Raw genomic sequence first — 9,384 nt, 5'->3', positions numbered from 1 at the left:
CAAACACGCCGTCATGGCTCGCCTTGTCGGCGGGCTCGTCCGGGCCGATCACGGCAACGCCCTCTTCCATTCCGGCCAGATGCCGCGCCGCGGCCGACCCCATAAGACCGCGTCCGACGATAATCGTTCTGAAATGTGCCGTCATGCCCATCCTCTTTGGCGCTCCGCCCCGGCCCGTCAGCACCGGGCGGTGTTCGTTCAAGGTCCCGGAAGCTTGAGCACTGGCCGGCAAAGATGCAAGAGAAACCTCGCCTGCCGGAGGTCCGCCGCCAGGCCCGACATGGGTAGCACACGGCCACCTTCGGCCTGTTGCGCGCGATCAAGTTGAAAGGTCAGTGCCCTTGCGCATCATAGAGAACGAAATTCGTTTCGATCAGTTCCTCGGACGGGTCTTCGAGGTTCGACTCGTAGATCGGATCGATGACAAAATGCTTGAGCACGAAGCGACCGCTTTCAAGCGTCCACTCACCTGATGAATAGGCATCGCCCAGCCCCCGCCACTTGGCAAAGGAGGTGATCGTGTTGGTCTCGGGATCGAAGGTCGGATTGACCAGCAGCGTTTCGGCGGAAAAGCCGGTCACCGTCGGCGGCGCGGCAAGCTTCGTCTGGTCGGTGTCGTCATCGGCATAGTCGAGCGTGAATTCGGGCACGGCGAAGGAGACGGGCAGCATCGCCTCCATCACATCCTCGTTGGGCGCGAAGACATAGGCGACGACGATATTGTAGGCGGCGAGATAGCAGTTGATCTCGAACAGCGTCCCTTCCCGCTCGATCGGCGCCACGTCCCAGTCCTCTTCCTGCCAGGAGACGTCATAGGCGACGTTCTCCAGCCCCTCGAAATCGGCAGCCAGATCGGCATCGCAGCTTTCGGGATAAAGCGAGAGGATCATGTCCCGCGCCTTCGCCAGCCGGCCATCCTCGGCGGATGCTCCGCCGGCCGTCGCCAGGGCCAGAAAGCAAAGCAGCGCGCGAAGCGGCATCTCAGGCCGCCTTGCGCTCACGCTCGATCTCCTCGTAGGCGGCATTGATGCGCGCCATGCGGTCATTGGCGGCGGCGTGGAATTCCTTCGGCACGCCGCGCGCGATCAGCCGGTCGGGATGGTTCTCGGCAACCAGCGCCCGGTAGCGCGTGCGGATGGTCTTGAAATCGTCGCTGCGCGAAACGCCGAGAATGCCATAGGGATCGCGATCGCCCATATCCATGTGGCGGGCGCAGATGGCGGTGAAGCGCCCCTCGCTGATGCCGAAGATTTCGGCAACGCGGGCGAGGAAGGCGAGCTCCTTTTCATGCACTGCGCCGTCGGCCTTGGCGATGTGAAACAGCCCGTCGATGATCTCCTCCAGCAGCGGGCAGCCCTCGTCGCCTTCCGCGCACAGGTTCTTCAGCTTGCGCGCATAGGCCTCGTAGCCGGCAATATCCTGGCGGGCGAGATTGTAAAGCCGCGCGACGTTCTGACGCTCGCCCTCCGGGATTTCGAAAATCTCGTGGAAGGCGTTGACCTCCTCGATGGAGACGAAACCGTCGGCCTTGGCCATCTTGGCGGAAAGCGCGATCAGGGAGACGGAGAACGCGACCTGACGGCGCGTTTCGGGATCGCCCTCGAAAAGCGTGCGCACGGCCTCGACCACGCTGGTCAGCACAGTGCCGGCGGACTGGCTGACGAAATTGACCAGCTTTTCCCAGAATGACATTTACGGTCTCCCGACGGTGGCGAACCGCCCTTTCAAGTCCTGACAGATTGGACAAAAAACGCGTGTCGCGCAAGTCGAACCGAGCGGTTCAATTTCACTTTTTTGCGACACCCGCAGATGGTCCCGCCCGCCGCGAAGCCGCCCTGAACGCAAAACGGGAAAGTTTTGCGATTGCCCGCAAGACACAGCCAGGGCTATAGACTACGCCTGGAGCGCGAATAGCAGGGGACGGCGAGCGATGGAACGCAAGAATACATTCAATTTCGGCTATTTTCTGGTGGCCTTCCTGGTCATCATCGGTTTCCAGATGTGGTTTACGTCGCGCGACGTCGCCCAGATCAGCTATTCCGACATGATCAACTATATCGAGAAGGGGCAGGTCCAGTCCGTTTCCATCTCCGACAATACCATCCAGGGCCAGTTCAAGGACGCCGTCAACGGCAAGGACTATTTCGTCACCTACCGCGTTCCCCAGGAGCTCGCGGTCGATTTCGACAAGTACAAGGTCGATGTCACCGGCGTTCCCGACCACACGCTTTTGACCAAGATCCTTTCCTGGGTGCTGCCGATCATCATCTTCTTCGCCATCTGGGCCTGGTTCTTCCGCAAATTCGCCGAAAAGCAGGGCATGGGCCTCGGCGGCATGATGAATGTCGGCAAATCGAAGGCGAAGATCTATGTCGAGCGCAAGACCGGCGTCACCTTTGACGACGTGGCCGGCGCCAATGAGGCGAAGACCGAACTGAAGGAGGTCGTCTCCTTCCTGACCGAGCGCGACAGGTTCGGCCGTCTCGGCGCGCGCATCCCCAAGGGCCTTCTGCTGGTCGGCCCGCCCGGCACCGGCAAGACGCTGATCGCCAAGGCGGTCGCCGGCGAGGCCGATGTCACCTTCTTTTCCATTTCCGGTTCCGAATTCGTCGAGATGTTCGTCGGCGTGGGCGCAGCGCGCGTGCGCGATCTCTTCAAGCAGGCGCGCGAAATGGCCCCCTGCATCATCTTCATCGACGAGCTCGACGCGCTCGGACGGGCCCGCAATTCCTTCGGCGGCGGCGGCAATGACGAGAAGGAGCAGACGCTGAACCAGCTTCTGGTCGAGCTTGACGGCTTCGACCCCTCCGCCGGCATCGTCATCCTCGCCGCCACCAACCGGCCGGAAGTGCTCGATCCGGCGCTGACCCGCGCCGGCCGCTTTGACCGCCAGGTGGTGATGGATCGCCCGGACCGCGAAGGCCGGGCGGCTATCCTTTCCGTCCACATGAAAAAGGTGAAGCTCGCCGACGAAGTGAGCGCCGACGAGGTCGCCGCCCTCACTCCCGGTTTTTCCGGCGCCGATCTCGCCAACCTGGTCAACGAGGCAGCGATCTTCGCGACAAGGCGCGACGGCGAGTTCGTGACCATGGACGATTTCACGCTGGCCGTGGAGCGCATCGTTGCCGGCTCCGAACGACGCGGACGCCTGCTGAACCCCGACGAGCGAGAGCGCGTCGCCTTCCACGAGATGGGCCATGCACTGGCCGCCGCCGCGCTTCCCAAGACCGATCCGGTCCACAAGATCTCGATCATCCCCCGCTCCATCGGCGCGCTCGGCTACACCATGCAGCGCCCGACAGAGGACCGCTTCCTGATCACCGCCGGCGAGCTGCGCGATCGCATGGTCGTGCTGCTGGCGGGCCGCGCGGCGGAGGATATCGTCTATGGCGAGATTTCCACCGGCGCATCGGATGACCTGGCGCGCGTCACCGACATCGCCCGGCAATATGTGATGAGCTTCGGCATGGACCCCGAGATCGGCCAGGCGGCGCTGGAACAGCAGCGTATGCAGTATCTCGACGGCGCGCCGGGGATGGGCAAGCCGAAGGACTATTCCGACGTCACCGCCCGCGAGGTGGACCTTGCCGTGCGCAAGCTGATCGACGCGGCCTATGAGCGCGCCAGGAAGCTTCTCTCAGAACGCCGCAAGGACCTCGACGACGGCGCGAAAATCCTCCTGGAAAAGGAAACCATCACCCCGGACGACTTCCCGCCGCTGGTCCAGCAGCCGCTGGCGCAGACGCGGGTTCTGTCGTAGCCGCCGGGACGTTTCCCTCAAGCTTCCTAGACTGGTTCATACTGGGCGCAGACGCTTGTTGATGACGAAAACGCTTCCCCTCATGGCGCCCCCGTTGCCGAAATGCATCACGGCTCCGCAGAAACAGAGATTGTATCTCTGATTATCAATACACGTAAGATTGCGGCCCGGATTCTTTCAAGCATCCTCTTTTCATTCTTCAGGATGAGAGGGGAAAGACCATGCGGTATTCAGCCATCGCAACTAATGAACGGCATCAAACCGGACATTTCTTCAGGCAGAGTTTGATCGCGACTGCCTCGACCATATCGATCGCGGCGTTTTCGGCATGCCTTGCAGGCGGAAGCGCCAAGGCGGACGGCGGAGCATGCGGCACCCCTTCCAACAATCTGGTCATCTGCCAGAACGCCTCTTATGGAGACATTACCTACACTGCCGGAACGCGTCTGACGCTGATCCTGAACAACGACAATATGGTGGTCAACGGGACGGTCGCGGTTTCCACGACCCAGACATCCGGCAACGCTGACTCGGAAATCGATCTCAATTCATTCCAGCGCATCAACGGAACAGTTTCTTCAATCAGCGCTGGAGGTCAGAGCCTCGTCTATGCTTATGACGGACTTGTTAACGGGAAACTTGTCAGCACCTCGGCGGGCCAGGGCAATGTGTCCGTCACACTTTCGGGCACTGAAGTTGTTGGCGCGGCCAATTCAACGCTCGTCGAGGCACTTCACAACGGCAACGGCGACTCATTCATCGTTTTGCAGCAGTCACCCGACCAATCGACCTCCTCCATCAGTGTCCAGTCCACTGGAGGCCAAGAGGCTGTTGCCGCCCATTCGAAGGTGACAGGCTTCCTTTCGGAAGCGAAGATCACGATGAACGGCGGCATGGTTACCGCCCAAGGTGCGAACAGTGTCGGTCTATTTTCGGAAGCGGGAGAGGGCGAAGCCTATGTTAAGGTTTCGGCGGGCAGCATCTCGTCGAATGGGACTGCCATACGGGCCATAACTGACAAGAGCGGTTTGAACGGTCATGCCACGATTGAAATCGGCGAAACCAACGTTTTCGTCGGAAGATCCGATATCACCGGTCTCATCGAGGCACAGTCCAGAAACGTCGATTTCTTCTTCAACGCGGGAATGCTGGCGCATGATGGCGCGGCCGTTGTTCGGCTCGAAGCTTACGGCATCAACGTCCAAACGGGGCCGAAAACCTTAATCGAGTCTTCCGGCGTCGGTACAGCCGGCCTGGAAGTGATTGCCCAAAGCGCGACCGTCAGTATGGATACACCCGATTTCAGAGCCAATACCCTTAACGCGAAAAGCATCCTCCTGAAAGCAGCCGGCGATGGGGCGCGTTTTAGCCTCGACAGCAACGCAGCCGATATCGATGCTTTGGGTGTGGGTGCCAGTGCAATCGTCCTCGACGCCAACCAGAAAAAAAACGTCACCTTTGAAGCATCTTTCGAACGCGGTGAATACTCTGTGGACGCTTCATCAAAAGCGGTCATTGAAGTGATTGCTGCGGACGGCACCAATGCCACGCTGAATTTCGAAGGTGCGTCAATCGAGCCTGTAGACTCGGCGAGGACGACGACAGGCAATGTTGTCCTGATCAGCGCGCCCCAAAGCGCTCAAGGTGCATCGGTCACGCTCAACATCGCAACTCACACCGAATTTGGCTGGTTTGACAATACCGCCATACGCAATACGGTCGACAGCAGCGGCTTCCAATTGAATATCAATGTCGAGGATACGGGTTTCGTGAGAGGCAATGCCGTACTCGGCGGCGGAGCATCCACATTCACCATGAATGGCGGCTCTTTCGACGGAACCATCTATGGTGATTATGATCCAGCCGTGCATTTGTCATCGCCGATCGTCAACACCTCGAACGACCACTTTGTCTGGAGCGGTGGCGACATCACCGGGAGTTTCCGTGGGCAAGACGGCAGCGATCAGGTCACGCTCAGCCTGAAATCAGTTCCCTTCAACTTCGAAACTTTCACCTTTGATGGCGGTAACCAGAATAGCTCCGTCCAGAAGGACGTGGATGTCTTCACCTTTCAGTCTACCCGCGTCCTAAACAACTTCAATGCGGGAAAAATCCTAAACTTCGAAAAACTCATCCTCGATGACTCTACCGTTTCGATAACACAGGGTAACTTGTTCCTGTACGGTTATGGCCAGCCGTTCAACACCTCGATCTACGGTGACCTGATCCTGAGAAACAACAGTCAGTTGACTTTTACGCGAGGCAACAGCACAGATATCGGGGCAAATATTCTTATCCAGGACAAGGATAGCGTCCTGATCGCCTTGGGCAGCGGCCAGATTTCCGCCGGAAACGACGTCTCCAACAGCGGCACGATTTCCCTGAAGAATGGGATCGCTGACACGCTGTTCTTTGTTGCCGGAAACTACACTGGCAATGGCGGCTTCGTCTCGCTCGACGTGGATTTTTCCAGAACGGCGGCTGATACTATTGTCCTCTCTCATGGCATTTCAGGCAATACGACTGTTCAGGTCGCCCCTCTCGGAGCCGCAGCATCACCTCAAGCCATTCCAATTATCGTCACCTATTCAAACCCGCCGTCCTCGGCCTTTTCGCTTCACAACAGCCAGGTAACCGTAGGCGCATACACCTATAAGCTGACAGTAGAGAACCAGAACTTCTACCTGTCTCCGGCCTCCGGCGTTTCACGCCTCTCTTCCGGAGAGTTGGAAGCCCTCGAGGGAACCGCAGCGTCCGTTCTTGCAGATGCCGGCGTCAATTTTCAACCCTACATCCCCCTCTACGAGGCCTATCAGTCGGCGCTTCTGGAGATGACGCGGTTGCCTTCGCTGAAAACGCGTTCGGGCGGGCGCTATGAAGGCGGCGCGGCGCTTTCCTCCGGGCCGGCGCCGGATGCCGTCTGGGGCCGCACCGGCGGCGGCTTTGCCCATTTCGATCCGCAGTCGTCCACCACCGGCTATGACTACGACATGTCGAGCTTCGACATGCAGGCGGGTCTCGACGGCCTCTTCCTCGACAGCGCCGAGGGCGCGCTCGTCGGCGGCCTCACCGCCCACTACCGCACCGGCGAGGCCAAGGTGCATTCGCGCTACGGCGACAGCAAGATCCACCCCGACGGTTACGGCATCGGCGGCACGCTGACCTGGTTCGGCGCTGACGGCTTCTATGCCGATGCCCAGGGCGAACTCACCTGGTATTCGAGCGAGCTGAAGGCCGAGAACCTTCCGTTTGCGCCCGAGGACAGCGACGCCTTCGGCTATGCGCTCTCGCTGGAAGCCGGGCAGGCCTTCGCCATCGGCGACGGCATTGCCCTCACCCCGCAGGCGCAATTGTCCTTCGCTGCAGTCGATATCGACAGCTTCACCGGCGCCTATTCCGATCATGTGAGCTTCTCTGACGGCCAGAGCCTGCTTGCCCGCGCCGGTCTTGCCGTCTCCAGGGAAAGCGCCTGGCAGGATGTCAATGGCGAGGCGCGTTCGGCCAATATCTACGGCCTGGCGAACCTCTATTACGAGTTCCTCGGCAAGACGACGGCGACCGTCACCCAGGCGCTCGAATTTTCCTCCGAGCCGGATGATTTCACCGGCGAGATCGGCTTCGGCGGATCGATCGACTGGCAGGCGGGCAAGCTGCGTTATTCCGCCTTCGCCGAAGTGACAGCCTCCACCGGCTTCGACACCGGCTCCTACGGCTATGGCGGCAATGTCGGGCTGAAGGTCAGGTTCTGACAGCCAGGCCTGCAGAAAGCCCCGCGCCGCGGCAATTCGCACGGCGCGGGATTTTTTTTGCTGCAGAAATGCGGGCCTGGCTTCACCATCGGTAAACCGATTTTATTCGCGCCCGGTCTTTACACCGGCGAGCGCCTGTCGCATCCATGTCGCACGGCCGGTGGATAGTGCCGGAAGCATTGATGAAAGGGGTCCGATGTCTCGTCACAAAGTCGCCATGCTCACCGCCGGGGGGCTTGCTCCCTGTCTGTCATCCGCCGTCGGCGGGCTGATCGAGCGCTACTCCGATATCGCACCCGAAGCCGAGATCATCGCCTATCGCTCCGGCTATACCGGGCTTCTGACCGGCGACAGTTTCTCCATCACCCCCGCCATCCGCGAAAAGGCCTATCTGCTGCATCGCTTCGGCGGCTCGCCCATCGGCAACAGCCGGGTGAAGCTGACCAACCAGAAAGATTGCGAAAAGCGCGGCCTTGTCGGCGCCGGCGAGGACCCGCTGAAGGTCGCGGCCGAACGGCTTGCCGATGACGGCATCACCATTCTGCACACGATCGGCGGCGATGACACCAACACCACGGCGGCCGATCTTGCCGCCTATCTGAAGAACAACGGCTATGACCTGACGGTGGTCGGCCTGCCGAAGACGGTCGACAACGACGTCAAGCCGATCCGCCAGACGCTCGGCGCCTGGACCGCGGCCGAATACGGCGCGGCCTTCTTCGACAATATCTCGAACGAGCAGAGCGCCGCGCCGCGTACGCTGATCGTCCACGAGGTGATGGGGCGCAATTGCGGCTGGCTGACGGCGGCCACCGCGCGCGCCTATCTCGAACGGCTGAAGACCGTGGACTATGTCGATGGCATGCTGATGAACCCGGCGATGAAGATGATCGACGGCGTTTACCTTCCGGAGATGGCCTTCGACCTTGAGGCCGAGGCCGCGCGGCTGAAAGAGGTGATGGCGAAAAACGGCACGGTTTCGCTGTTCGTCTCCGAAGGCGCCTGCCTTGACGCCATCATCGCCGAGCGCGAGGCGGCCGGCGCTGCCGTTACCCGCGACGCCTTCGGCCATGTGAAGCTCGACACTATCAATGTCGGCAACTGGTTCTCCAAGCAGTTTGCCGATCTTCTCGGCGCAGACCGGGCCATGGTGCAGAAATCCGGCTATTACGCACGCTCCGCGCCCGCCAATGCGGATGATCTGCGTCTCATCCACTCCATGGTCGACCTCGCCGTGGAAAGCGCGCTGGACGGCGTCTCCGGCGTGACCGGTCATGATGTGGAGCGCAGCGGACAGCTGCGCACGATCGAGTTCGAGCGCATCAAGGGCGGCGGCCATTTCGACCTCGCGACGCCCTGGTTTGCGGGCGTCATGGAAGAAATCGGCCAGGATTTCGCCCCCGCCGATTGACCTTTTCATCCCCCGGGGCTTTTATGGACCCGCGGATGGAGGAACCCGAGTGAGTGTAGAAACCGCGGCCCTTTACGCCGCGCTGGCCTTCGTGACCTTCCTCATGCCGTCCGGCAGGATGCTTGAATTCGCGAAATGGCACTGCCAGCGCCGGCTGAAGGCGAGCCTGTCCATTGCCATGGGGATCATCGTCGTCCGGGCCGTCTTCTTTGCGGCGGGCCTCGGCGCTTCGGTGGCGCTTGTCTACGCGATGCCCGACGGAAGGGCGCTCGCAGTCGTCGCGGCGTCTGTCTTTCTGGCTGTTTTCGCTGTGAGAAGACTTGTCGCGCTAAAACGGCCCTCCCCGATCGCCGGAAACGACAACCTGCCGGCAAGGACTTTTCATGCCCGTCTCTGGTACGGCATCCGTTTCGATACGCGCCCGGCGGGCGTTGCGCTGGACATGGGGTTGACTCGCGAAGTCA

6 protein-coding genes and 1 pseudogene are annotated in these 9,384 nt (G+C 60.7%); 4 read left to right on the top strand and 3 right to left on the bottom strand.

Going from position 1 to position 9,384, the window contains the following annotated elements:
• The 3 genes and pseudogenes from AC5DC2_RS13815 to AC5DC2_RS13805 all read right to left on the bottom strand — a co-directional run.
• Positions 1–145: pseudogene (locus tag AC5DC2_RS13815) on the bottom strand (FAD-dependent oxidoreductase); the annotation flags it as partial.
• A 187-nt stretch (positions 146–332) separates the two neighbouring features.
• Positions 333–1,001 (bottom strand): DUF1176 domain-containing protein, encoded by a 669-nt coding sequence (locus AC5DC2_RS13810; RefSeq protein WP_491698891.1) that lies wholly within the window; start codon positions 999–1,001, stop codon positions 333–335.
• On the bottom strand, positions 982–1,692 hold the full coding sequence (locus tag AC5DC2_RS13805; protein ID WP_491698890.1) for a TerB family tellurite resistance protein: 711 nt from the start codon (positions 1,690–1,692) through the stop codon (positions 982–984). The genes AC5DC2_RS13810 and AC5DC2_RS13805 overlap by 20 nt, the downstream gene beginning before the upstream one ends.
• A gap of 238 nt (positions 1,693–1,930) precedes the next feature.
• Here AC5DC2_RS13805 and ftsH point away from each other — a divergent pair, with 238 nt between their 5' ends.
• The 4 genes from ftsH to AC5DC2_RS13785 form a co-directional block, all read left to right on the top strand.
• A complete protein-coding gene (ftsH, locus tag AC5DC2_RS13800) occupies positions 1,931–3,760 on the top strand; it encodes an ATP-dependent zinc metalloprotease FtsH (RefSeq protein ID WP_491698889.1) in 1,830 nt (609 codons plus the stop codon).
• Between the two features lie 221 nt (positions 3,761–3,981).
• A complete protein-coding gene (locus AC5DC2_RS13795; RefSeq protein WP_491698888.1) occupies positions 3,982–7,509 on the top strand; it encodes an autotransporter family protein in 3,528 nt (1,175 codons plus the stop codon).
• Between the two features lie 196 nt (positions 7,510–7,705).
• A complete protein-coding gene (locus AC5DC2_RS13790; protein WP_491698887.1) occupies positions 7,706–8,920 on the top strand; it encodes a pyrophosphate--fructose-6-phosphate 1-phosphotransferase in 1,215 nt (404 codons plus the stop codon).
• A 49-nt stretch (positions 8,921–8,969) separates the two neighbouring features.
• A partial coding sequence (locus AC5DC2_RS13785) for a hypothetical protein (protein ID WP_491698886.1) occupies positions 8,970–9,384 on the top strand: 415 nt, incomplete at its 3' end.

This window comes from Martelella sp. (assembly GCF_984369615.1).
The sequence above is the reverse complement of the archived record's forward strand: the minus strand, read 5'-3'. Positions and strand labels throughout refer to the sequence as shown.